Origin of the sequence: Paracoccus sp. (in: a-proteobacteria), assembly GCF_032007265.1 — a bacterium.
Taxonomy (GTDB): domain Bacteria; phylum Pseudomonadota; class Alphaproteobacteria; order Rhodobacterales; family Rhodobacteraceae; genus Paracoccus.
In genome coordinates, this window is record NZ_DALZMB010000001.1 from 114,825 (window position 1) to 138,182 (window position 23,358).

A 23,358-nucleotide genomic window follows, 5' to 3' on the forward strand; every position below is an offset into this window, starting at 1 on the left:
GTTCAAACGTGGTGCTGGTGGGCTGTTGGGTCAATCTGTCCGCTCGTGCCGCGGTGCAGAATGTGTCTCAGGATTGAGACAGCTTGCCTGAATTGCCCGAATTACCGGGGTTTCCGGCGATCCCCAGCCGCGTCATGCGTCGATAAAGCGTGGCGCGCCCCACACCCAGCGCACGCGCCGCCGCCGAGACATTGCCCTGTGCGCGGGCAAGGGCACCGATCACGGTGGCGCGCTCTGCCTGTTCAAATCCGGTCTGCTCATCATCGCGCCCCAGCAGATCCGAGGCGGGTCTGGGTCGCAACAGGCCCTCTTTCTCTAGGCCATAGGCGCGGCGCGCCGCACGGTTGGCCCCGATCATCAGATCGTCGCGATCAACCGCGATCAGCAGATTTTGCTCGGGCGTTTCCCCATCCGAGATGATGATGCGCGCATTGGGAAAGCTGGCGCGGAAATAGGCAGCCTCGATCATGCGGGCGGTTTGCGCGACCTGTGCGGTAATCAGCGCATTCAAACGCTCATTGTGGTCCTGGCGGGCGTTGCTGACATCCAGCGCCGCCAGAACGCGCCCATCGGGGCCCCAGATCGGTGCATCCATACAGGTCATGCCGGTATTGCGTGAATAAAAGTGCTCGTCGCGGTGGATGGTGACCTGACGCCCTTCGGCCAGACAGGTGCCAATGCCATTGGTCCCCTCGGATGCCTCGGACCAGTCATGGCCCCGCCACAGGCCCCAGTCGCGAAAGGCGCTGCTGTCGCCGTCGCTGATACGTTGATCCAGCACGATACCGTCGGCATCGGTCAACAGCACGCTGCACCCTGTCGGGCAGACCAGCTGGTAAAGCTGGTCCAGCCGAGGCGCCGCCACAGACAGAAAGGCACCAATTCTTTCGCTGCGTTCGGCGGTCAGATTGGCGTCAAGCCTGCGGCGCCCGGCCGAAGGGGCCGGATCAAGTCCATGTTTCACAATCGAGCGTCGCCACCTCGCAGCCACGCGGGACACTGCCGCGGGGGATTGCGATGCGCTTGTGACCCGATCTTCGTGACGGGGCTGGGGCAAGGCATCCTCCCAGAAGGTTGATCTGGCTAGCCTAGCACGCTGGGTGCGGGCGCTGGCAAGACAAAGCTGCATCGCCTTGGCCTGTCACGTGGATGTGCTGGCCGTGAAATCGGGGCGGGCCACGAAAAACGCCGGCCACATTGCTGCGGCCGGCGGGATTTCAGGGGCGCTTTGGGCGCGATCAGGGCACGATTGCGACCTGACCGCCATTCGTCCAGGCGCGATATTCGGGGCGGTACATATCCTCGACGCTGGCCGCCGGGTGGCGGAAGCTGCCGGGGGTTACGGCGCGCAGGATATAGGCCATCTGGAACGCGCTATCCGAGGTCCAGCTTAGCGAGGCGGCAAACCGATCTTGACGGAATTCGGTCATATCGGTCGAGGGATCTGAGATATCCAGCCAGCTGAGCGAGGAAATATCGCCCGCACGCAACAGGTTGGGGTTATCGATCTCGAAACCTGCAGGCAGCGGATCGGTGATCATCAGACGCCCGCCTTCGGCGCTGTCGGGACGCACGGTCAAGACCACCACCAGGCGCGTGCCCAGCTGCACCAGCGAGGGGTCAACTTCTTCCCCCTCCATCGAATAATACTGGCGCGTGATGACATAGCCTTTGCCACCGGCAGCGGGCGGGGTAATCGGCTGGCCGGTTGCGGTCAGCGTGACCTCGACGGGTTTGCTGCCCGAATTGGCCAAAGCGCTAGAGGCTGGATCGGGCAGATCAACCACCGGCGCGGTCAGCGCCACGCCATTCAGCGTCACGCTGCCATCGGATTTGGACAGGCCTTCGGCGGCAAGAACACCCCAGACCGATTCCTGCGTCGACAAGGAATGTCCCCGCTCGGTGGCTTTGGCCAGACGTTCTGCGACGATGGTTGTCAGCTGGCTTTGATCCACTGCCTCGGATTTCGCTTCGGCAGATAGGGCCAGCACGGCCTCCATATCACGCAGATAGGTGCCGTAATCGCTGCGGAAGCGGCGGGTTTCGGCGCCAGCACCACCGATCAGCGCATAGGCCTGACGGAACATCTTATCCGCACGCAGCTGATCCCCCGAAGAGGCCAGTGCCGCGCCCAGATTGGCCGCAGCCATCGGCGTCGAGAACGCATCCGGCGTGGTATCTGCATAATAGCGCAGATCGCCAATCGTAGCGGCGCGTTCGCGGGCCAGAACGGCCACCGCATAGGCCAGCGCCGCGTTTTCTTCGGGCTCGGCCGAGCGGGGCTCGGTTGCGTAGTTGACGCGGTTGCGCAGGTTGTCGATCGCCTGCTTAAAGGCATTGTCGGGCACCTGATGACCCAAGGCGCGCGCACGCGACAAGAAGTCGGTGACGTAGCTATCCAGCCAAAGATCGCCCGAATCCGCCGACCACAGGCCAAATCCGCCGCTGCTGCTTTGGCGGGTCAGGATCAGGGCGACGGCATCTTCGATCGAGGTCGGGTTGGGGTTGTTCGTGCCGACGCCCTCGATGGCCGCAAGGCGCGGCAGATAAAGCAGCGGCATGGCGATCGAGGTGATCTGCTCGGTGCAGCCATAGGGGTAACGCTGCAACCGTGCCAGCGCGCCCGCCACATCAAGGCGACCATAATTGCCAATGGCCATCGAGATCGAGGCACCCGGCATCAGCCCGTCGGTCAAGGCAGCCGGAACCCCAAGGCTAGAGCCGGGCGCAATCGCCAAACGGTCCTGACGCTGGATCTCGGGCTCGTTCATTGCGACCGAGATGGCGATGTCCTTGGTCAGTTCAGTTCCCGCAGGCGTCGTCAGTGTCAGGCGCATCTCAACAAGGCCTGTGCGCTCGGCCGCGATAACGGGCACTGACAGCTTGGCCTCGCCTTTTTCGGCCAAGGTTACGCTGTCTTTGGGCAGGGTGGATTCTAGCGTGGCGTTGCCGCCGGTCTGGGCAAGGCCGATGCGCATCTCGCCCGCAGGGCCAGCGGCATGGGTCAGGCGCAGGCCGATTTCAGCATGATCGCCCGGCGCCAAAAAGGCCGGGGCCGTGACGGTCATCACCACCGGATCGCGCGACAGGATGGTTGCATCCGTCTGTCCCACGCCCTTTTCGGACCAGACCACCGCCATGACGCGGATCTGGCCGTTGAAATCACCCACCGGGATCGATGCGGTGACGGTCCCGTCAGCGCCCACGGTCAAGGGGCCCGAAAACCAGCTCATCAGTTTTTCCGTGGGCGGAGGCGCCTCGGTTCCGGCAACCTGCGCATCGCCGCCTTCGCGGAACGTGCCGTCCGGCGCGCCCGAGGGCAGGATCAACCGCCCGTAAAGATCGCGCAGCCCGACGCCAAGGCGACGCTGGCCAAAGTAATGCTTGGACGGATCGGGCGAGGTAAAGCCCGTCAGGTTCAAGATGCCCTGATCGACTGCGGCGATCGTGGCATGGACCGTGTCGCCCGCAGCGGCTCCCTCGACTTTCAGTGCAATCTGCACCTCTTGACGCGGTGTGATTTCGGCAGGGACGATCAGGCTGGCTTGCAGTTTGCGTGCGCCCGGATCAACCGCCGCATGGGCCAGGCCAAGGGCGCGCACAGGCATCCTGTCGCCGGGCTGGATCTGGTTGATCGGACGGATGGCGCTGACCGAGACATAGACGCCCGCACCCCATTCATCGGTTACCGGCAGGTCAATCGCATTATCGCCAGCCTTCAGCGCCACGATTTGCTGGCTGACCAGCTTGCTGGACATGACCGAGACGATGCCCGTGCCATCTGCAAGCGCATCGACGGTAACGCGCGCGGTTTCACCGCTGCGATAGGCGGGCTTGTCTAGCGCGACCTTCAGCCGGTCCGGAGTGTCCGAGCCACCGCTTGCGGCACCCCATCCAGCATAAAACCGGGTCGAGCTGACGGCGCCTTGGGCGGTCTGCGCGACAAGTTCATACTGGCCCCAGCCGACGGTGCCCGCGATCTCGGCGGGAGTGTCGGTCACATCGGTTGTGCCTTCGGCAACCTTTTCGCGGGTTGTGGTCGCCTCCCACTGCCACTGGCCATCAAGGGAATACCATTCATAGCGGGTGTCGACGCGGTTCATCACCCATTTCACCTGCGCGGGCGCGGGCTTTTTATCGGCTCCGATGGAAATCAGCGAAAAACGTGCCTCGGTCCCCTCGGCGACGGTCTGATCGTCGAACATCTGGCGGATGCCGATGATCGGCTGGTCGGGAAGGACCAGAACCGACGCGCTACGCTCGACCGGGCGACCCGCACCTTCGCGCACGTTCAAAACGACCTTGATCTCGACCGGGCGTTGACCCATCGCGGTCGCATCGGGCAAGACGAACATGGTTTCGAATGCGCCCTCGGCATCGGTTTCGCCGCTGTTGAGCGATTCCGCAGTGGGCTGGCTGTCGTCGTCATAGCGGCCAAAGCTGTAGTTGTCGAAACCCTCCAATGTGGTGCGGGGCATCGACCAATATGTGCCCTCGACGGGCAGCTCGGCTGCGGGGGCGCCGAAAAGCCAGCGCGCCTTCAGCGAGATCGGCAGTTCGTCTCCGGCTTTCAGCGGCTCTGTGGGCAGGATCGGGGTAAAGTCGATGCGCTCGGGCAGGAAGTCCTCGACCAGCATACGGGCGCTGGCCAGCGCCGTGCCATTGGCCTCGGCGCGGATCTCCATCCGCCAGGTGCCACGCGGCGCATTGCCGGGCAGCGGCCATGAGACGACATAACCCCCCGCACCTGCATCCTGCGCAGCCATTCGTGCCTGCTCGACCCCATCGGGCCGGATCATAACAGCGGTCAGGGGCAGCCCAGTGATGGCCAGCGTGTCCAGATCCCGCGCGGTCAACGTCGCGTTGACCGTGTCACCTGCACGATATGCGCCACGGTCTGTGCTTAGGAATACGTCAATCGCCGGGGCAGGGGCCTGTCCTTCGACACCACGATCCGACAAATCGAATTCGGAATCATTGAGCGAGAGAAAGGCCATATCCTTGGCCTGCCGTTCAGCGCCATCGCCTTGCCATTGCGTGACCGTGATCAGCGCAGGGGCCGAGGGGCCGGTGCCCCGGGTTAGGCCGGGCGCAAAATGGGCAATGCCTTGATCGTTGGTGGGCGCACGGGCCAGAACCTCGTTGGCCGAGGAGATCAGTGCGACCTCTGCCCCGGCTTTGGCCGACGTATCGGCAAGGCTGCGGACCGCGACGGTCAGGCCATCGGTGCCCGAATAGGTCGAAATCCCAAAGTCAGAGATCACGAACCACTGGGTTGCGACCCCGGTATCATCAATGTTTTTGCCGTCAATCGAGGCCTGGACCACGTAAATACCCGGCTCAAGCGGGCCTGCCTCGGCGGGGATCGCCAGACGGGTGGTCACTTCGGTATTCAGCGTGTCGCGCCCGGCGGGCTTGGCGGTTTCGGCCTTGCCGCGCCAGATTTCAGTGGCTTGTCCGCTGTTGAAATATTCCGCCTCCCAGCTGTCGAGCGGGGTTGCGAACATGCCGTCGGCCATGGTGCGCAGCAGGTTGCGGTCTGAAATGCGCACCAAGGTCAGATCGATCAGATCGACGTTGACGGTCGCGACGCTAAGGCCCTGATCGCCACCTGCGGGCAGCACATAGGCCCGCCCCGGAAAGCGCAGTGCCGGATCGCGGTCACGGATATAGGTGCGCAAGGTGACATCCTTGGCCAGCTTGTCACCATCCTGGGCAGGCAGGCCCGCGCGCAGGGTCAGTTCCAGCTGTTGGCCAAAGGCAAGTCCGCTGACGCAAAGCTCTGAGTTGGAGGCCGTAACCGCCATGTCTTTGGCAGGCAGGCGCATGAAATCTGCGTAATTGACAGTCGAATCCAGCTTGTGGGACAGCACGGCACAAAAGCGCGGCGAGACAGCGCTGGTATCGGTGCGCGTATCGGTGACGCGCATACCATTGCGATCTTCGGACTTTTGCAGCTCTTCAAGAATGGCACTGTCATTGGGCAAAAGCTGATTGGCCAGTTGCAGCGCCTTTAGCGCGCCGGGACCACGGCCCTGACGCTCATAGCCCCCTGCCAGCCAGCGCAATGCCAGGCCGGCCACATTGTCATTCTCGGCCCGCAAATAGCCGTTGATCGCCGCCGATACGATGGTGTTCGACGAGTATTTGCTTTGCGAATCCGCGGCATAAAGCATCTGGCGCGCCAGATTGCTCCAATCCGAGCCGCGATCACTTTGGGCGGTCAGCGCGCCGTTCAGGCGGATTGCGGTGTCCATATCGCCCATGGCCTCGGCGCGGGCAACCGCGCTGGCCAGGTCCGGCTCGGCCGAAGGCGGATAGATTGCGGCCATGGTTGCCGCCATCTCGACCGCTTCACGGCGATTGTCCTCCGAGATGAAGGCCGCGACGCCAGCACGTGCCTTGGCTTGCGCGATCTGCGCGGCCGAAGGGCTTAGGATGCGTCCTGACAAGGCATTGGCAAAGGGCACAGGCGGGCCGCCCGAGCCATCCTTGGGAAAGCACGCCCGCGCCGATGCGTTATAGGTCAGCGCCTCACATTGGACGTTATTGGCACAGGCCTGAATACAAGACTGCAATGAGGTGTCGAAGATCGGACCCAAATCGCCGCCCGGCATGTCCTGATCGGCTAACAGTTCGATCCGACGCTCGGGCAAAAGCAGCACTTCGGCGGGCTTGGCCTCGCCACTGTCTTGGGCAAGGGCGGTCAGGGGCGCAAGGCCCACCCAACCGGCCAGTACTATGCGCGTCAGCAATCCGAACCTGCCAGCCATTGAAGCCTCACTCATTCACATTTTATGTCTATCCCACTAGACTATGTCTCACCTCAAAGCGCGGCTGACAACTGGTTCACTGCCATTCCAGCTCGGAAAAAGCAGTTGCGGCATTGCGCGCGGTGGTGTCGTCAAAGTCATTCCACCCCGATGACTTGTCCTTCATCGCCGCCACGCTATGGGGAATGGCGGCAGAAAGAGCCGCGCCCTGATCAATCAAATCGCGCACCGTCTTACGCAGCGCCTCAAGATAGATCAGCTCGGGGGCAAGGGCGTCTTGCCATTCCGATTGCACAGGGCCGTGGCCGGGAACGATCACATTGGGCAAAGGATCAGGCGCGGGTGCGGCGATCCAGTCAAGCCATCCGACCAGCGATCCATCAATCACGGGCGTCAGCTGCTGAAAGACCAGATCTCCTGTGAAAAACACCCCCGAGCGGCGATCATAGGCCGTCAGATCATTGTCGGTATGGGCGGTCGCGACGGGGCGCAGCTCGATCTCATGGCCGCCGCTGCTGATAGTGGTGGGCGCCGAGATCGCCTGATCGACCGCAGTGACCTGAGTTCCCAAAAAGGCCTGTTCGCCGATCTGGGCGGGGATCGAGCTGCGCCAGCTGGCGCGCCGGGCCTGAACCGCATCAGCCAGCCGGGCATTGGCGACGATGGTGGCCCCGGCTTCGGAAAAGACCTCGGCGCCATAGATGTGGTCTGGGTGCATATGCGTCAGAATCACATGGCTGATCGGAAGGTCGGTGCGCTGGCGGATCGCGGCAAAAAGCGCCTCGCCCTCGGCGCGGCTGCCACCGGCATCGACGACGATGACGGTATCGCCGATGATGAAGGACAGATTGGCAATGCGCCCGGCATTCGCTGTGGAAAGCGCCTGAGGTTGGCCGATATGGGTAAAGACGCCATCGGCAACCTCGGTCATGGAAAGGCTGGGCAAATCCTTGGTTTCAACGCAGCGCGGAGCCTCGGTGGCAAGCAGGCGCGGATGGCGGGCAAACCAGTCCTGCGCCAGTTGATCGGCGTTCAGCAGGCAATCTTCCTGGGTGATTGCATCTGCCGCCGGCAACAGGCGCGGCGCACAGATTTCGGGCGACGATTGAAGGCATGCGGCAATGACAAGATGAAACATGCGCTGATTCTAACGGATTTGTCTTTTTCGCGCAAATGAAGTGCTGCGGGGCGGGGCGTATAAGTTGCCTGAAAAGGCAATCAGATCTGGTGGTGGCCCGCGCGCGGCCGCAAAATCCGCGCGTAAGGGCAGTCGCACCCAATTTCTAGGTGTAAAGCGCCGCGTTCTACAACTTTAGTGGGGTTGACCGTACCCGGCTCAGGCGTAGACTAAAGCTCCGCATTTCGCGGTCTATGTAAGAACTTAACCTAGGAGCAACCCGATGGCTTGGGCAAAACCGATTCTGAAAGAAGTCGCTTGCGGCATGGAAATCAACATGTACGCCCCGGCTGACGACGAGCCTGTACTGTTCTGATCTGTCAGACAGCGAAATGACATTGCCCTGTCCGAAATCCGGGCAGGGGCTTGAAGCGGTATCCTTGAACATGCGTGTATTGATTCTGGGGGCGGGGGCCGGTGGTGGTCTTCCGCAATGGAATTGTGGTTGCCGCAATTGCAATGCCGCCCGGCGCGGCGACATCCCCTCTATGACCCAAAGCAGCATTGCCGTCAGTGCGGATGGGCAAAGCTGGGCATTGATCAATGCCTCACCGGACCTGCGCCAGCAATTGGGCGCACAGGCCAAGCTGTATCCACAGGGATTGCGCGGCTCTCCACTTGGGGCGGTGCTGGTTACGAATGGCGACATCGATCATATCGCAGGGCTTTTGACGCTGCGCGAAAGTCAGGCTTTTGATCTGTTCGCGACGCCTGCGATCCATGATGTGCTTGCCGCCAATCCGATTTTTTCTGCCATGAACCCGGCCCATGTGACGCGAAAGCGTGTCGCGTTGGATCAGGACTTCGTCCCGCTTGCCGGGCTGGAGCTGCGCCTTTTCGCGGTTCCGGGCAAGGTTCCGCTTTATCTTGAAGGCGAGAGCGTTCAGACCGAACTGATGGGCGAAAATACCGTGGGCGTGGAAATGCGCGCCAATGGCAAGCGCGCCTATTATATCCCCGGTTGCGCGGATGTGCCTGAATGGCTGCAACAGCGCGTTCAGGGTGCGGATCTGTTGATGTTTGACGGAACGCTTTGGTCAGATGATGAAATGATCCGCGATGGCCTTGGCCAGAAAACCGGGCGGCGCATGGGGCATGTGCCGGTCTCGGGGCAGGGCGGCAGCCTGAATGCCTTTGATGGGGCAGACATCGGCCGTCGACTTTATGTCCATATGAACAATTCAAACCCGTTGACCGACCCGCGCAGCGACGAAAGCGCGCTGGCGCAAGCCGCAGGCTGGACCGTGGCTCGGGACGGGATGGAGATTACATTATGACGCTGCAAACTTCGATGTCGCAGGCCAATCCGCCTCGGCCCAAAGCGGCGCAGTCGCGTGCAGATTTCCACGAGCGCCTGCGCCAGATCGGCGCTGACCGCTATCACGACAAACACCCCTTTCATGCGCGCCTGCATGGGGGCGAATGCAGCCCTGACGAGGTGCGCGCCTGGGTGATCAACCGCTGGCAGTATCAGTCACGCATTCCGATGAAAGACGCGGCCTTTATGTCGCGTGTGGTGGACCCGGATCTGCGCCGCGCCTGGCGCTCGCGGATCGAGGATCACGACGGTGGCACCGAGGATGGCGGCGGTATTCGCCGCTGGCTGAAGCTGGCCGAGGCCGTGGGGCTTGACCCTGAATATGTCGCAAGCGGCGTCGGCGTGGCGCCGGCAACGCGCTTTGCCGTTGATGCCTATGTCCGCTTTGTGCGCGATATGCCTTTGCTTGATGCCATCGCCTCGAGCCTGACCGAGATGTTTGCCCCCAAAATCCATGCGCAGCGGATCGAAGGCCTGCTCAAGCATTACGATTTTGCCGATGATACCAGCCTGTCCTATTTCCGCACGCGCCTGAACGAGGCGCCCAAGGATGTCGAATTCGGGCTGAACTATGTGCTGGATCACGCCGATACGCTGGAAAAACAAGATGCTGCCGCGGCGGCGCTGACCTTTAAGACCGACGTGCTATGGGCGCAGCTTGATGCGCTGTGGAACGGTTATGTTGCAGGCAATATCCCACCGGGCGCCTGGCGTCCGGGCGAGGGGATGGCCGGAAAGCGCGGCTGATGGGCGCCGACCAACCCGCCCCGACCGCTGCAACGGCCCCCGCGCCGACATTTGATGCCGGGTTGAGCGAGGATTGCACGCCCTATCTGCCGCGCGGCGTGCGGCTGCATGATGATCGGCTGCGCGGAATTCGCGTGCTTTTGGCGCCCGAGCGCGCGATTGAGCTGGACGCGATCGGGGATGCGATCTTGTCCAATCTGGACGGCTCGCGCAATTTGGGCCAGCTGATCGATCATCTCTCCGCTGCTTATGCGGCCCCGCGCGATATGATCGCAGGCGATGTCCGTGAGTTTTTGACCGGGCTGATCGAACGGCGCATGATCTTTGTGCAGGGGCAGCCATGAAACAAGATATTGCACGCGACATCAAAGGCAATCCGGTCACATCGGGCCTGCCAATGGCCATGCTTGCCGAGTTGACCCATCGCTGTCCTTTGGCCTGCCCCTACTGCTCGAACCCCGTCGAGCTGACCCGCGCGTCAAGCGAGCTGAGCACGCAGGAATGGGCGCGCGTGTTTCGCGAAGCCGCAGATCTGGGCGTGCTTCAGGTGCATCTTTCGGGCGGCGAGCCCGCGTCGCGCCGCGATCTGGTCGACATCACCATGGCGGCGCGCGATGCGGGGCTTTACGTCAATCTGATCACTTCGGGGATCGGGCTGACCCAGGCGCGCCTGCAAGAGCTGGACCGCGCCGGGGTTGACCACATTCAGCTGTCCTTGCAGGGCGTGAATGCGCAGATGGCGGATTGGATCGGCGGCTATCGCGGCGGATTTGACCGCAAAATGCAGGTTGCACAATGGATCGCCGAGATCGGCTTTCCATTGACCCTGAATGCGGTGGTCCACCGCCAGAACCTTGATCGTCTGCCCGAAATGATCGCCATGGCCGAGGAACTTGGTGCGCGTCGGATCGAAGTGGCGACCGTGCAATTCCATGGCTGGGCAGATCTCAATCGCAACAGCCTGATGCCGACGCTGGCGCAATCGCTTGAGGCGCGCAAGATTGTCAATGAGGCGCGTATCCGTCTGCGTGGGCGCCTTGTGATCGATTATGTGCCCCCGGATCACCATGCCCAATTTCCCAAAAGCTGTATGGGCGGCTGGGGTTCGACAGGCTTGAACATCGCCCCCGATGGCACGGTTTTGCCCTGTCATGCCGCTCAGACCATTCCGGGCTTGGATTTCGACAATATCCGCGATCTGCCCCTGGCCGAGATCTGGCACAATGGCAGCGCATTCAACGCCTTTCGCGGCACCGCATGGCTGCCGGAACCCTGTGCCGGCTGCGAGCGCCGCGAGATCGATTTTGGCGGCTGCCGCTGTCAGGCCATGGCCCTGGCCGGGGATGCAACGGCAACCGATCCGGTTTGCACGCGTTCCCCCTTGCGCGGCCAGCTGCAAATGATGGCCGAGGCCGCATCGGAAAGTGATGAGACAAAGCTGACCTATCGACATTTCCCCAAGGAGGAACGTCCATGATACGCGCGCTGCTTGTGATTGGAATGCTGACTGCTGTACCTGCCTGGGCACAAAGCGTTGACAATCCCATGCAGCCCTCGCCCAATTGGGACGATCTGCGCTCGAGCATTATCGGTACCGATGAGGAGCCTCCGATCGATCCGGCGATTTTCGATCTGGATGCGCCCAAGCGCGCCGATAACCCCGCGCTTGTCCCGGTCCATATCACGCAGCCTGCGGGTGCCCCGGCAATTGCGGCGCTGACCCTTGTGATCGACAATAACCCCGCCCCGGTCGCGGCCGAGTTCACCTTTGGCAAAGCACTGATGCCTTTGGACTTTGAAGTGCGGGTTCGCGTCGATGCCTATGCCGATATCCGCGCGATTGCGACGCTAGAGGATGGGCGCAAGGTCATGGCCGGGCGCTTTGTCAAAGCGTCGGGTGGCTGTGCCGCGCCTGCTGGCAAATCCATGGACGAGGTGCGTTCAACCATGGGCCAGATGAGGTTCCGATCAGCCCCCGATATGGTGCCGGATCTGGCGGCCAAGGATGAGGATGGGCAAGCCGATGGCGCGCTTGCCCAATCCGACGTCAAAACCGCACAAGCCCCAGCCGCGGATGCGGCAGACGATGCGACGCAGGCTCGGGAGATCGGCACATTGATGATCCGGCATCCGAACTTTTCAGGATTGCAGCGCGATCAGGTCACGTTGCTGACGATTCCCGCCGAATTCATCCAGACTCTAGAGGTCAAACAGGACGGCCAGTTGCTGTTCGGCATGGATGCGGGGATCTCGATCTCGGAAGATCCGGTCTTTCGCTTTGCCTATCAGCCCTCGGCCGGGCCGATCCAGGTTCATGCCCAAGACACCGATAATCGCGTCTGGGATCAAAGTTTCTAAGCGAATCCCGTGATTTCACGCAGACGGAACCGCAAAAGTTTTACCGTCAGGAAACAAGCGTGAATTCGCTGGAAAGAATTTTCCCCCGCTTGCCTCTTGCGTGAGAGGTCAAGAGCCTTAGAGTGTGGTGACGCAGGCTGGCTCGTCCGGCTCGCAAGTCGTTTTTGGGAGGAAAAACGATGATGACGAAATCACCAACTGAGAAATCTTCGGCCGTAAGACCCTCGGCCGATCGTGTCAGAGAAATTCTGATTATCGACGATCATCCGCTGATGTGTGACGCCTTGGCGTTGACGCTGAAAATCAGCTTTGGTCTGAAAAATGTGCGCACTGCACGCAGCCTGACCGCCGCAGTCGAACAGATCCGGATGCTGGGTGCACCGGATGCGGTTATTCTGGACCTGAACTTGCCGGACGCGCGCGGCTCGGAAGGGCTGGTGACGTTGCGCCGTCAGATCCCGGATGTGCCGATCACCATGATTTCGGCAGATCTGGAAAGTGCGATGATCGGTGCGGCAATGGCTGCGGGGGCACAGGGATATATTTCGAAATCCCTTGGCCGCGAAGCTTTGGTCGACAGCCTGCGTCGCATGTGGGAAGGCGAGCGCGTGACCCCCGAAGGTTACGAGCCCGAGGCCGCAACCGAGGAAGGCGAGGCCCGTGCCGAATTGGCGCGTCGTTTTGCCAGCCTGACGCCGCAACAGATGAAAATTCTGCGGCTGATCTGTCAGGGCAAGGCGAATAAAGAGATCAGCTATGAGCTGTCTATCGCCGAAGCTACGGTCAAAACCCATATCACGGCCATCATGTCCAAGATCAACGCGCGTCGCCGGACTCAGGCGGTGCTGTTGGCCAATACCGTGCGGCTGTTTGAACCTGCATGACCCAGACGGCCTCTGCGCCCGCGCCTGATCAGGGCCGGGCGCTGGCGCTGCAGGCGCCGGTTGCGACATCTGTCGAATTAAGCGACCCCGATATTGCCGGGGGGCTTTTGCGTGTCCTTGCCCCGGTCAAGCCGGGGCTGGTTTTGCTTTTTGCATCTCATGCCGAAAATCTGGCCGAACTGTCGCGCAGGCTGGCGCAAAAGCTGCCCGAAGGCTGTCAGATCGTGGGCTGCTCATCTGCGGGCGAGATTGGGCCGATGGGCTATTGCGCAGGCACGGTCACGGCGCTTGGCTTTCCGATGGACAGCTTTCGCAGCGCGGTTTGCGTTTTGCGCGATCAGGAACATATTCCGGTGTCGGAATGGATGCAGGTCTTGCGCAATTTCCGTCAGGATTTCGACGCCGATCAGCGCCATTCGGTCTTTGGTATCCTTTTGGCCGATGGGCTGGCCCGCCACGAAGACGTGCTGGTCGCCACACTCGAGGCGACGATCCCGGCGGTGCCCGTCATCGGTGGCTCGGCGGCGGATGGGCTGCGCTTTGGCCGTACCTGTCAGGTGGTCAATGGGGTGGAACATCCCGGCTCGGCGCTGTTTTTGCTGATCGAAACCCCCTTTACCGCCGCCGAAGTCAGCTTTTCGCATTTTTCGGCGACCGAGAAGAAGGTGGTGGTGACGGCGGCTGATCCCCAGAACCGCACCATCCTTGAACTGAATGCCGAACCCGCCGCCGAAGAATATGCCCGTCTGGCGGGCCTGCGTCTGGGCCATCTCTTCCCGTCCGAATTCGCGCGCCACCCGCTGGTTTTGCGCACGGGCAGACGCAACCATATCCGCGCCATCCGCTCGGTCACGCCCGAAGGCGGGCTCGAGCTGATGTCCTCGATCGAGGCGGGCACGATTTTGCGCCTGGGCCGGGTCGAGGATATGACCCAAGGCTTTGCCAAAGCCCTTGAAGCCTTGCCCCGCCCGCCCGTGATGGTGCTGGGCTTTGACTGCATTTTGCGGCGGCTGGCGATCGAGCGCGCAGGCATGAAGGACGACATGTCCGAGATTTTCGCCCGCTTTCGCGTTGCTGGATTCAACACCTATGGCGAGCAGTATAACGGCATGCATGTGAACCAGACATTCGTTGGCATGGCCCTGATGCGCCCGGAAGTTCTGTGATGTTGCTGCGCGAGACCGACAGTACCGAACGGCGGGTCGAAAAGCTGTCCCGCATCACCGATGTCCTGATCGAGCGCATCGACCGGCTAGAGGAAATGCGCGGCTCGGCCTGGTCGATGTTTCAGGCGGCCGTCGCCTTGGAACAAGAGGTCGAGGCCCGGACCCGCGAGCTGGAAAAAGTTCTGGCTGATTTATCGGTGCGCAACCGCGAACTGGCCGTCGCCCGCGCCGCAGCAGAAGAGGCCAATCGCTCGAAAACCCGGTTCTTGCGTGCTGCCAGCCACGATCTGTTGCAGCCCCTTTCAGCAGCAAGACTGTTTTTGACGGCGCTGAGCGATACGAATTTGGATGAATTCCAAAATGAGCTGACCGGGCGTCTGGCGGGTGCGTTTGAATCCGTCGAAGAGCTGATGCATGCCGTTCTTGATATTTCGCGCCTCGACAGCCAGCGGATCGAGTTCCATCGCAAGCCGGTTCACCTTCGTGAATTGTTTCGCAGGCTGGCGGTTGAATATACGCCCGTAGCACAAGCCAAGGGTCTGAAGCTGACCTTTGTACCCACCTCTGCCGTGGTCGATAGCGATCCGGTGTTTTTGCGGCGTATAGCACAAAATCTTGTTTCAAATGCCATCAAGTACACAGAATCTGGTAGGGTTTTGGTTGGCGTGCGCCACGAATCCGAAAAAGTCTGGCTGGAGGTGCATGACAGCGGCATCGGGATTCCGGCCTCGGATCGCGGGCGCATCTTCGACGAATTCCAGCGCGTCGGCCGCGAAGGGGTCGCGCCGGGTATGGGCTTGGGTCTGTCAATCGTGCGCCGCGCCTGTGCCAAGCTGGGCCATCCTATAGCCGTCGAAAGTGAGCAGGGGCGTGGCACGGTTTTCAAAATCGGCCTGCCGGTCGTCGCACCGGGCGAAAATGGTCTGCATGAGATCATCGAAAAGACCCCTGCCGGGTTGCGCGGGCGCGTGGTTCTGGTGGTTGAGAATGACCCGAATATGCGCCGTGCCTATGAGCTGATCTTGCGCGATCAGCTGGGCATGGTGCCGCGCCTTGCCGGTGGCACCGCCGAAGCCTTGGCCACGATGGGTGAAGAGCCGCCCGATCTAATTCTGGCTGATTACAATCTGGACAATGGCGATACCGGGCTTGCCGCGATCACCGCGCTGCGCGAAGAGGTCAATCTCAACGTGCCCGCGGTCATGATCACGGCGCAGCGCGCGCCCGAAATTACCCGTGCCTGCAATGAGATCGGCGTTCCCTTGCTGGAAAAGCCGATCCGGCGCGAAGAGCTGCAACAGCTGATGCACCGGATCCTTGCGTAGCGCCCGCCGCCGCCAATAGCCTGTGGATCAGCCCGGAATGATTTCGAACTTGCGGACATCCACCATGCCGCGATCGGTGATTTTTAACGCCGGGATCACCGGAAGCGCCAGAAAGCCCAATTGCAAAAAGGGCTCTTCCAGCACCACGCCCAGACTTTTAGCGGCCTCGCGCAGGGCGATCATGCGGTCGCGGACCTCTTCATAGGGGGCGTTGCTCATCAGCCCGGCGATGGGCAAAGGCAGCTCGGCCAAAACCGCACCGTCGCGCACGACAACGAAGCCACCCTCAAGTTCGCTCAGGCGATTGGCCGCCACGGCCATGTCGTCATAATCAGCGCCTACGGCGATGATATTGTGGTGGTCATGGCAGACGGTCGAAGCGATGGCGCCTGCCTTCAGGCCAAACCCCTTGACGAAGCCATTGGCAATATTGCCATTTTTTCCGTGGCGCTCGATCACTGTGATCCGCATCAGATCGCGGGTGGCGTCGGGTTGTTTGTCGCCGTCACGGATCTCGATCTGTTCATGAAGGTGTTCGGTGATGATCTTGCCTTCGACGATGCCGATAACATCGGTCTGGCTGCGGTTGGCATGGGCGCGAAAATCCTGCGCCTGCACTTTGGGCGCCTTGACCGAATGACGACCGATTTCGGGATGCGGCGCGCGTGCGGCAAAAGCCACCTCATCAACCAGTTTGCCGCCCGCCAACACCAGCTGGGCGTGGCATCCTTCAAGGCTGTCGATGGCGACAATATCGGCACGCAGGCCCGGCGCAATCAGGCCGCGATCCTTAAGCCCAAAGGCCTCGGCTGCCGAAAGCGAGGCCGCGCGATAGGCCGCCAAAGCCGAGGTGCCACGCGCAATCAGGTGGCGGATCATATAGTCAAGATGGCCGTATTCCGCGATATCCAGCGGATTGCGGTCATCGGTACACAGGCACATATAGGCGCTGGTGACGTCATTCAGAACCGGTTGCAGCGCATCCAGATCCTTAGAGACCGAGCCCTCACGGATCAGAACGCGCATGCCTTTGCGCAGCTTTTCCAACGCCTCCTCGGCGGTGGTTGCCTCATGCTCGGTCCGAATCCCTGCAGCGATATAGGCGTTCAGGTCCAGTCCGGTGACCTGCGGGCAATGGCCGTCGATATGGCGGTCGGCAAACAGGTCCAGTTTGGCAAGCGCCCCCGGATCGCAATGGATCACACCGGGATAGTTCATGAATTCGGCCAAGCCGATGCCCGAGGGATCGCCCATCAGCGGGCGCAGATCCTCGGCCTCGATGCGGGCACCGGCGGTTTCCATTTCGGTTGACGGCACGCAAGAGGACAGCTGCACGCGCAGATCCATCAGCAGATGGCGCGCGGCCTGCTGAAACCAGCGAATGCCCGGCGTGCCGATGACATTGGCAATCTCATGCGGGTCGCAAATCGCTGTGGTGATGCCGCGCGGTGTCACGCAACGGTCAAATTCATGCGGCGTGACCAGACTGCTTTCAACGTGAAGATGGGTGTCGATAAAGCCCGGCACCAAAATCAGGCCGCTGACATCGATTTCCCTAAGGCCTTGATATTGCGCGCAGGTGCCGACAATGCGGTCGCCGCAGATGGCTACGTCACCTTCTAGCAGGGTGCCGGTGACCAGATCGAAAACCCGGCCCCCTTTCAGCACAAGATCGGCGGGGATGCGGCCATGGGCCTGTGCAATGCGCGTTTTCAGGGCTTCGGTCATGCGCAATATCCTTCACGTGGCAGTCGTTGGACAGGCCCGCCTATGCCGATGACAGGCCCGTTGGGCCAGTTAGCAGGCGTTGACGCAAAAGGCACGGGTTTCGGCTTGGCCTTGTCCAGATTAATCTTGGCCCAGCTTAACACCGCAAAGAGGGACTGCGTCCAGTGGCTTAGGTGCGGTGAGTGAAGCCAGTCGGGGCAAGGGGCACGCTGGATAAGCTTTGGCAACGATGAACAGGTGACGGGCCTGCCATCGCCGGATCTGATTTTGCATAAGGTTGATGCCGCAATGGGCTGAGGCGGTGAAATGATGGCGCTGGTTCCAGACGCCTTTGCCCAGACCCGTGCCGCTGCCCCGACCCAAAATTGGGCCAGGGCAGCAAAGCTTGGTTTATTGCTCGGCCATGACCAGATGACCTGCACCCAGATCGCGCCACTGACGCTTGGGGGCGATGTAATCCAGCGGTCGAACCGGGCTTTTCAGCTCGTCGATCGGTGTGTTGCGGCGCAGCAATCTGCGATCGGGATCAGGGACCGGAACAGCCGCGATCAGCTTTTTCGTATAGGGGTGCTGGGGATTGGCGAATACCGCCTCGCGCGGGCCAATCTCGACGATTTCGCCCAGATACATCACCGCAACCCGATGGCTGATGCGTTCCACAACCGCCATGTCATGGCTAATGAACAAGAAGGAAATGCCCAGGCGTTCCTGTAGGTCCATCAGCAGGTTACAGACCTGCGCCTTGATCGAGACATCCAGCGCCGAGACCGATTCGTCGGCCACGATCACCTTTGGCTCTAGGCCCAGCACGCGCGCAATCGCGACGCGCTGGCGTTGGCCGCCTGAAAATTCATGCGGATAGCGGTCCATCATCGCCGGCGACAGGCCCACCTGTTCCAGCAATTCGCCAGCGCGCTGACGTGCGGCGCGGCCTTTCACGATCCCATGTTTCACCATCGGTTCGGCCACGGCATGACCGACGGTCATGCGTGGGTTGAGCGATGAGAACGGGTCTTGAAAGATCATCTGAATATCACGCCGCAGGTTTTGCAGCGCCGGACCTTTCAGATCCAGGATCTGGCGCCCCTCTAGCGTGATCTGCCCCGAGCGCGGCTCGATCAGGCGCGTGATCGAGCGCCCGGTGGTTGATTTACCGCAACCGGATTCGCCCACAAGCGCCAAGGTCTCGCCCGGCCACAGATCAAAGCTGACCCCTTCTACGGCATGAACTGCGCCCGTGGGGCGGTTCAAAATTCCCGATTTCACATCAAATCGCGTGACCAGATCCCTGACCGACAGAATGGGCGCGGCCGAATAATCGACTGGACGCGCCATCGGCGGCAGGGGTGAGATGCTACCCGTTGCGGTATTGATGCGCGGAAACCGCAAGGGCTTGTCTTGCCCCTGCATCGCGCCAAGCGCTGGCACCGCTGCCAAAAGAGCGCGCGAATAAGGGTGATCGGCATGACGAAAGATTTTCTCGGTCGTTCCGGTCTCGACCTGATCGCCGCGAAACATCACCACCGTGCGATCCGCGATTTCTGCGACCACGCCCATATCATGGGTGATGAACAAGACCGCCATGCCTTCTTCGGCTTGCAGCTCTTTGATGAGGTCCAGAATCTGGCCCTGAATGGTCACATCAAGGGCCGTCGTCGGCTCATCAGCGATCAGCAGCTTTGGTCGTGCGGCCAGTGCGATCGCAATCATCACGCGCTGGCGCATCCCGCCCGAGAATTCGTGCGGATATTGGTCATAGCGCTTGTCGGCATTGGGAATGCGGACGCGCTCCATGATGGCAATCGCGCTGGCGCGTGCCTCGCGTTGGGCAAGGCCCTTGTGCCGGATCAGAACCTCTGAGATCTGGCGCCCAACCGTATAGGCCGGGTTCAGCGAGGTCATCGGCTCTTGAAAGATCATGGCAACATCATTGCCACGCACATCCTGCATCTGGTGTTCGGACAGGCCAAGCAGATCCTGTCCGTTCAACATGACCTTACCCGTGATGCGCGACTGATGCGCGTCAAGCAGCCGCATGATCGACAACGAGGTCACCGACTTGCCCGAGCCGGATTCCCCCACCACAGCCACGGTTTCACCGGGATGAATGTCAAAGCTGATGTCACGCACGACCTCGCGCCAGCCATCCTCGGTGCGAAAGGCCGTGGTCAGGTTCTGGACGGACAGGACCGGCGCTGTTGGGGTTGGGGTCATGTCGCGCTCCTTACCGTCCGGCTGCATAGGCTTGCATCAGACGCGGGGTGGCGGCAGCGCGCAAAAGCCCGTCCTCGTCACGACGTGCCGCCGTCAGGCGACCGATGTCCCACGAGCCGCTGACGGTGACGCGATGGCCGCGGTCGCGCAGCTGCTGGATCACCTCTTCACCGATGCGGTCCTCGATCATCATCGCGCCGGGATCCATGGTGCGCGGATAGAACGATCCGGGGAAATGCGCGGTGTGAAACAGCGGCATGTCGATGACTTGCTGCATATTCATGGCGGAATGGACATAGCGCAGGAAAAAGCCCAGCTGCCATTGGTCCTGCTGGTCACCGCCGGGCGTGCCAAAGGCCAGCGTCGGCTTGCCATTAAGCAGCGCGAGCGAGGGGGTCAGCGTGGTACGCGGACGCTTGCCCGGCTCTAGCGAGGTCGGCAGACCCTCTTGCAGCCAATACATCTGCGCGCGCGTGTTCAGGCAAAAGCCAAGGCCAGGAATAACCGGCGAGGATTGCAGCCAGCCGCCTGACGGGGTCGCGGCAACCATATTGCCCCAGCGGTCGATCACGTCAAAATGGCAGGTATCGCCGCGTTTTTCCGTGGGCTTGTCCTGCGTATTGGCCAGATGCGCCATGGTCGGCTCATAGACCGCGCCGCCTTTTTGACGGCTCAGCATTTCAAGGGTGCGGGCCAGCTGATCTTCATAGCCGGGGATTTCGCCGGGGCGCAGATCGAATGAGGCCTGCGGTCCGATCAGGGCGGCGCGGGCGCGGTTGTAGTCATCCGACAACAGCACATCCAGCGGGATCTGGGCAAAATCGGGATCGCCGTAATAGACCTCGCGATCGGCAAAGGCCAGTTTCATCGCCTCGATCACGGTATGGACGAAATCGGCCCCCATCGGGTCCATCTGGGCAAGATCGGTATGTTTGAGGATCGCCAGCGTTTGCGCAAAGACCGGGCCTTGGCTCCAGGGGCCAGCTTTGCAGATGGTCCAATCGCCGTAATCATAGGTCAGGGGGGCTTCGATCCGTGCCGAATATCCGGCCATGTCTTCACGGCTCAGAATGGCTTTGTGCTTGGTGCCGGTCGAATCCATAATTTCGGCCGTTTCCAGCCATTGCGCCATCTCTTCGGCGACAAAGCCACGATAGAAGGCATCGCGGGCGGCATCGATCTGGGCCTCGCGGCCCGAGACGCGCTCGGCGATCTCCAGGATGCGGGTCCAGGTGCGGGCAAGGGCGGGGTTTTTGAACAGCTTGCCCGCCTGTGGGGCCTGACCGCCCGGCAGCCAGGTTTCATGCGAGGTCGGCCAATCCTTGGCAAAGTAATCTGCCAGCCCTTCGATGGTATTGGCCACGCGCGGCAGCAAGGGGTGGCCCGCCTCGGCGTAATGGATCGCGGGCTCTAGCACTTCGCGCAGCGTCATCGTGCCGTAGTCGCGCAGCATCAGCATCCAGCCGTCAAAAGCGCCCGGAATGACGGTTGCCAACAGGCCATCGCCGGGGATCAGGTCCAGTCCCAGCGATTTGTAATGCGCGATCGTGGCGCCAGCGGGGGCCGGGCCTTGCCCGCAGATGACTTCGACTTTGTCGGTAGCGGCATTATAAAGGATCGCGGGCATATCGCCGCCCAGGCCGTTCAGATGCGGCTCGACCACGATCAAGGTCAGCGCGGTGGCAACCCCTGCGTCAAAGGCATTGCCGCCTTTTTCCAGGATGGCCATGCCGACGGCGGTGGGGATCCAATGGGTCGAGGTGACGACGCCGAACGTGCCGGTGATCTCGGGGCGGGTGGTGAAAGTGGTCATAAGCAGATCCGTTCGGAAATTAGTGTTCGCGCGGGTCCAGCGCTTCGCGCAGCCCGTCGCCCAAGAGGTTAAAGCCGACAACGACAAGGAAGATCGCAAGGCCGGGGAACAAGGCATAGGTCGGCGATTGCGTCAGAAAGTTCTTGGCGGTGTTCAGCATCGATCCCCAGGATGGGGCGGGTGCCTGTTGGCCCAGACCCAGAAAGGACAGCGAGGCCTCGGCGATGATGGCGGTGGCGATGGTCAGCGTCGCCTGAACGATGATCGGGGGCACGATATTTGGAAAGATATACCGCGTCATGATCTCAAGGTGATTAAGCCCGACCGAGCGGGCGCCTTCGACGTAATCCTCGGCCTTGACGGCCAGCACCTGACCGCGCGTCAGGCGGATGATGATCGGCATGGCCGACAGGCCGATTGCAATCATGGCATTGGTTAGTGACGGCCCCAGGAATGCGGCCAGTGCGATGGCCATGATCAGGAAGGGCATGGCCAAAAGCGCCTCGGTCACGCGCGAGATCACCATATCGACCCAGCCGCCGAAGTACCCGGCCAAAAGGCCAAGGGGCACCCCGGTCAACAGCGCGATGGCAACCGAGATCACGCCCGCCAGCAGCGAGGCCTGAGCGCCCCAGATCATGCGCGACAAGATATCGCGGCCGATCTCATCGGTGCCCAGCCAATGCGCGGCTGAAGGGGCTTTGCGCACGGCCGCCCAATCGGTCGCTGCCGGGTCGGGCAGGGGCAGGACCGGCGCCAAAAGTGCCAGCAGGATAATCGGGATCAAGATCACCGCACCGACAATCGCCGAAGGATTGCGGCGCAGGCTGCGCCATGCGCGCGAGCCAGAGCGTTTTGCGGGGGTCGCTTGGACGGCGGCACTGGTCATAGCTGCGACCTCAGGCGGGGATTAAGAAGGACGTAAAGGACATCGGCGATCAGGTTCAGCAAGATAAAGCCCGCAGCGGTACACATGACCACCCCCTGCACCACGGCGTAATCGCGGGTAAAGACGGCGTCGACGATCAGCTTGCCAAAGCCGGGGATGGTAAAGATCTGTTCCGTCAGAACAGCGCCCGCCAGCAATTCGCCGAACAAAAGTGCGGTCAGGGTGATGATTGGCAGCACGGCATTGCGAAAGGCATGGCCCAGAACGACGCTGCGCCCCGAAAGGCCCTTGGCGCGTGCCGTGCGGATATAGTCGGATTTCAACACCCCCATCATCGATGAGCGCGTATGTCGCATCAGCGTCGCGGCCAGACCGGTGGCCAGAACCAGCGCCGGCATCAGCATGGTTTTCAGCGACAGCAGCAAATCCTGAAACGGCGAGACGTAACCCGAGGCCGGCAGCCATTGCAGATTTACCGAAATCAGCAAGATCAGCATGATCCCCAGCCAGAAGTTCGGCACCGAAAGCGCTGTCAGTGCGACAAAGTTGGTCACGTGATCGCCCAAGCGGCGCTTTTTCACCGCAGCATAGATCCCGGCGGGAACACCACAGATAAAGGCGAAAAACAGGGCCATGACAGCCAGTTGGATCGTGACAGGCAGCTTTTGCCCGATCAGTTGCAGCACGGGCTGGCCGGTGCGCAAAGAGGTTCCCAGATCACCGCGCAGGGCATTTCCGACCCAATGCAGATATTGCATGATCAGCGGATCATTGAAGCCATATTGCTCGCGCAGGGCGGCCAGCACGGCGGGGTCGCGCTCTTCACCGGCAAGGGCCAGCACCGGATCACCGGGCAAAAGCTTTTGCAGCATGAAGACGAAAACTGAAACCAGCAGCAGGGTGGGGATTGCCACCAAGAGCCGTTTGGCAATGAAAATATGCATATAGGCGGTGTTCCGGCTGGGC

Annotated in this window: 17 protein-coding genes; 9 read left to right on the forward strand and 8 right to left on the reverse strand. The window is 61.5% G+C overall.

Features of this window, described 5'->3' with window-relative positions; translation table 11 throughout:
- Positions 1 to 67 precede the first annotated feature (67 nt).
- The 3 genes from RTS12_RS00585 to RTS12_RS00595 form a co-directional block, all read right to left on the reverse strand.
- Positions 68 to 967, reverse strand: coding sequence for a GAF domain-containing protein (locus RTS12_RS00585; protein ID WP_312524691.1), 900 nt, complete (start codon positions 965 to 967; stop codon positions 68 to 70).
- 271 nt (positions 968 to 1,238) lie between these two features.
- Positions 1,239 to 6,773 carry an alpha-2-macroglobulin family protein gene (locus RTS12_RS00590; RefSeq protein ID WP_312524659.1) on the reverse strand — a complete coding sequence of 1,845 codons (5,535 nt, stop codon included), beginning with the start codon at positions 6,771 to 6,773 and terminating at the stop codon, positions 1,239 to 1,241.
- Positions 6,774 to 6,849: 76 nt separating this feature from the next.
- Positions 6,850 to 7,911, reverse strand: a complete 1,062-nt coding sequence (locus RTS12_RS00595) for a quinoprotein relay system zinc metallohydrolase 2 (protein WP_312524660.1) — start codon at positions 7,909 to 7,911, stop codon at positions 6,850 to 6,852.
- Between the two features lie 262 nt (positions 7,912 to 8,173).
- Between RTS12_RS00595 and pqqA the strand changes: the two genes are divergently transcribed.
- The 9 genes from pqqA (at position 8,174) to RTS12_RS00640 (ending at position 15,748) form a co-directional block, all read left to right on the forward strand.
- Positions 8,174 to 8,266, forward strand: coding sequence for a pyrroloquinoline quinone precursor peptide PqqA (gene pqqA / locus RTS12_RS00600; protein ID WP_312524661.1), 93 nt, complete (start codon positions 8,174 to 8,176; stop codon positions 8,264 to 8,266).
- 70 nt (positions 8,267 to 8,336) lie between these two features.
- Positions 8,337 to 9,227: a pyrroloquinoline quinone biosynthesis protein PqqB gene (gene pqqB, locus RTS12_RS00605; protein ID WP_312524662.1), complete on the forward strand. Its 891-nt coding sequence runs from the start codon at positions 8,337 to 8,339 to the stop codon at positions 9,225 to 9,227.
- Positions 9,228 to 9,241: 14 nt separating this feature from the next.
- Positions 9,242 to 10,015, forward strand: coding sequence for a pyrroloquinoline-quinone synthase PqqC (pqqC, locus tag RTS12_RS00610; protein WP_312524692.1), 774 nt, complete (start codon positions 9,242 to 9,244; stop codon positions 10,013 to 10,015).
- Entirely contained in the window at positions 10,015 to 10,359 is a 345-nt protein-coding gene (gene pqqD, locus RTS12_RS00615; protein WP_312524663.1) for a pyrroloquinoline quinone biosynthesis peptide chaperone PqqD, read from the forward strand. The genes pqqC and pqqD overlap by 1 nt, the downstream gene beginning before the upstream one ends.
- Positions 10,356 to 11,492 carry a pyrroloquinoline quinone biosynthesis protein PqqE gene (gene pqqE, locus RTS12_RS00620; RefSeq protein ID WP_312524664.1) on the forward strand — a complete coding sequence of 379 codons (1,137 nt, stop codon included), beginning with the start codon at positions 10,356 to 10,358 and terminating at the stop codon, positions 11,490 to 11,492. The genes pqqD and pqqE overlap by 4 nt, the downstream gene beginning before the upstream one ends.
- The gene (locus RTS12_RS00625) at positions 11,489 to 12,373 is read left to right on the forward strand and encodes a quinoprotein dehydrogenase-associated SoxYZ-like carrier (RefSeq protein WP_312524665.1); all 885 of its coding nucleotides are present in this window, start codon (positions 11,489 to 11,491) and stop codon (positions 12,371 to 12,373) included. Before pqqE ends, RTS12_RS00625 begins: the two co-directional genes overlap by 4 nt.
- Positions 12,374 to 12,555: 182 nt before the next feature.
- Positions 12,556 to 13,257, forward strand: a complete 702-nt coding sequence (locus RTS12_RS00630) for a response regulator transcription factor (protein ID WP_312524666.1) — start codon at positions 12,556 to 12,558, stop codon at positions 13,255 to 13,257.
- A complete protein-coding gene (locus RTS12_RS00635; RefSeq protein ID WP_312524667.1) occupies positions 13,254 to 14,423 on the forward strand; it encodes an FIST N-terminal domain-containing protein in 1,170 nt (389 codons plus the stop codon). Before RTS12_RS00630 ends, RTS12_RS00635 begins: the two co-directional genes overlap by 4 nt.
- Positions 14,423 to 15,748 (forward strand): hybrid sensor histidine kinase/response regulator, encoded by a 1,326-nt coding sequence (locus RTS12_RS00640; protein ID WP_312524668.1) that lies wholly within the window; start codon positions 14,423 to 14,425, stop codon positions 15,746 to 15,748. Before RTS12_RS00635 ends, RTS12_RS00640 begins: the two co-directional genes overlap by 1 nt.
- A gap of 27 nt (positions 15,749 to 15,775) precedes the next feature.
- Here the strand turns inward: RTS12_RS00640 and ade are convergent, their stop codons facing one another.
- The 5 genes from ade to RTS12_RS00665 form a co-directional block, all read right to left on the reverse strand.
- Entirely contained in the window at positions 15,776 to 17,476 is a 1,701-nt protein-coding gene (gene ade / locus RTS12_RS00645; RefSeq protein WP_312524669.1) for an adenine deaminase, read from the reverse strand.
- A 390-nt stretch (positions 17,477 to 17,866) separates the two neighbouring features.
- Positions 17,867 to 19,690 (reverse strand): ABC transporter ATP-binding protein, encoded by a 1,824-nt coding sequence (locus RTS12_RS00650; protein ID WP_312524670.1) that lies wholly within the window; start codon positions 19,688 to 19,690, stop codon positions 17,867 to 17,869.
- A 10-nt stretch (positions 19,691 to 19,700) separates the two neighbouring features.
- A complete protein-coding gene (locus RTS12_RS00655) occupies positions 19,701 to 21,503 on the reverse strand; it encodes a gamma-glutamyltransferase family protein (RefSeq protein ID WP_312524671.1) in 1,803 nt (600 codons plus the stop codon).
- Between the two features lie 19 nt (positions 21,504 to 21,522).
- Entirely contained in the window at positions 21,523 to 22,392 is an 870-nt protein-coding gene (locus RTS12_RS00660; protein WP_312524672.1) for an ABC transporter permease, read from the reverse strand.
- Positions 22,389 to 23,336 (reverse strand): ABC transporter permease, encoded by a 948-nt coding sequence (locus tag RTS12_RS00665; RefSeq protein WP_312524673.1) that lies wholly within the window; start codon positions 23,334 to 23,336, stop codon positions 22,389 to 22,391. The genes RTS12_RS00660 and RTS12_RS00665 overlap by 4 nt, the downstream gene beginning before the upstream one ends.
- Positions 23,337 to 23,358 lie beyond the last annotated feature (22 nt).

Coding starts and splice junctions, on each gene's coding strand:
- RTS12_RS00665 (WP_312524673.1), bottom strand. CDS start 23,336: ATGCATATTTTCATTGCCAAACGGCTCTTGGTGGCAATCCCCACCCTG.
- RTS12_RS00640 (WP_312524668.1), top strand. CDS start 14,423: ATGTTGCTGCGCGAGACCGACAGTACCGAACGGCGGGTCGAAAAGCTG.
- RTS12_RS00595 (WP_312524660.1), bottom strand. CDS start 7,911: ATGTTTCATCTTGTCATTGCCGCATGCCTTCAATCGTCGCCCGAAATC.
- RTS12_RS00625 (WP_312524665.1), top strand. CDS start 11,489: ATGATACGCGCGCTGCTTGTGATTGGAATGCTGACTGCTGTACCTGCC.
- pqqA (WP_312524661.1), top strand. CDS start 8,174: ATGGCTTGGGCAAAACCGATTCTGAAAGAAGTCGCTTGCGGCATGGAA.
- RTS12_RS00650 (WP_312524670.1), bottom strand. CDS start 19,690: ATGACCCCAACCCCAACAGCGCCGGTCCTGTCCGTCCAGAACCTGACC.
- pqqB (WP_312524662.1), top strand. CDS start 8,337: ATGCGTGTATTGATTCTGGGGGCGGGGGCCGGTGGTGGTCTTCCGCAA.
- RTS12_RS00630 (WP_312524666.1), top strand. CDS start 12,556: ATGACGAAATCACCAACTGAGAAATCTTCGGCCGTAAGACCCTCGGCC.
- RTS12_RS00635 (WP_312524667.1), top strand. CDS start 13,254: ATGACCCAGACGGCCTCTGCGCCCGCGCCTGATCAGGGCCGGGCGCTG.
- RTS12_RS00660 (WP_312524672.1), bottom strand. CDS start 22,392: ATGACCAGTGCCGCCGTCCAAGCGACCCCCGCAAAACGCTCTGGCTCG.
- pqqE (WP_312524664.1), top strand. CDS start 10,356: ATGAAACAAGATATTGCACGCGACATCAAAGGCAATCCGGTCACATCG.
- pqqD (WP_312524663.1), top strand. CDS start 10,015: ATGGGCGCCGACCAACCCGCCCCGACCGCTGCAACGGCCCCCGCGCCG.
- RTS12_RS00590 (WP_312524659.1), bottom strand. CDS start 6,773: ATGGCTGGCAGGTTCGGATTGCTGACGCGCATAGTACTGGCCGGTTGG.
- ade (WP_312524669.1), bottom strand. CDS start 17,476: ATGACCGAAGCCCTGAAAACGCGCATTGCACAGGCCCATGGCCGCATC.
- RTS12_RS00655 (WP_312524671.1), bottom strand. CDS start 21,503: ATGACCACTTTCACCACCCGCCCCGAGATCACCGGCACGTTCGGCGTC.
- pqqC (WP_312524692.1), top strand. CDS start 9,242: ATGTCGCAGGCCAATCCGCCTCGGCCCAAAGCGGCGCAGTCGCGTGCA.